1 protein-coding gene is annotated in these 250 nt (G+C 70.4%); it reads left to right on the top strand.

Annotated elements, in window-relative coordinates; genetic code table 11:
• Positions 1–250, top strand: a 250-nt coding sequence (locus B2284_RS11395) for a hypothetical protein (protein ID WP_286697550.1), incomplete at both ends; no start/stop codon positions are given.

Raw genomic sequence — 250 nt, 5'->3', positions numbered from 1 at the left:
TGCGCGGCGCAGGCGGCATCCTCGGCGTCATCACGGGAGGGCCGCTGTCTGCCGCGCTCACGGTGTGGGGCGCGGGCATCATCCTCGCGCTCGTGTCGTTCTTCGGTTTCCTCGTGCTGACGCGCACGCCCGTCAACCGCATCCCGCAGCGCATCCGAGAGGTCGAGGCGCAGATCTTCGGCCACCCCCTCGATGAACGCGACGACGAGGGCGAGCTGCGTCAGCGTGACGCCGTCGCCGACGACCTGCA

It is taken from the genome of Dermacoccus sp. UBA1591 (assembly GCF_002322065.1).
In the GTDB taxonomy this organism is placed as follows: Bacteria; Actinomycetota; Actinomycetes; order Actinomycetales; family Dermatophilaceae; genus Dermacoccus; species Dermacoccus nishinomiyaensis.
Note: the sequence above shows the minus strand (reverse complement) of the source record. Positions and strands in the feature narration are given on the sequence as shown.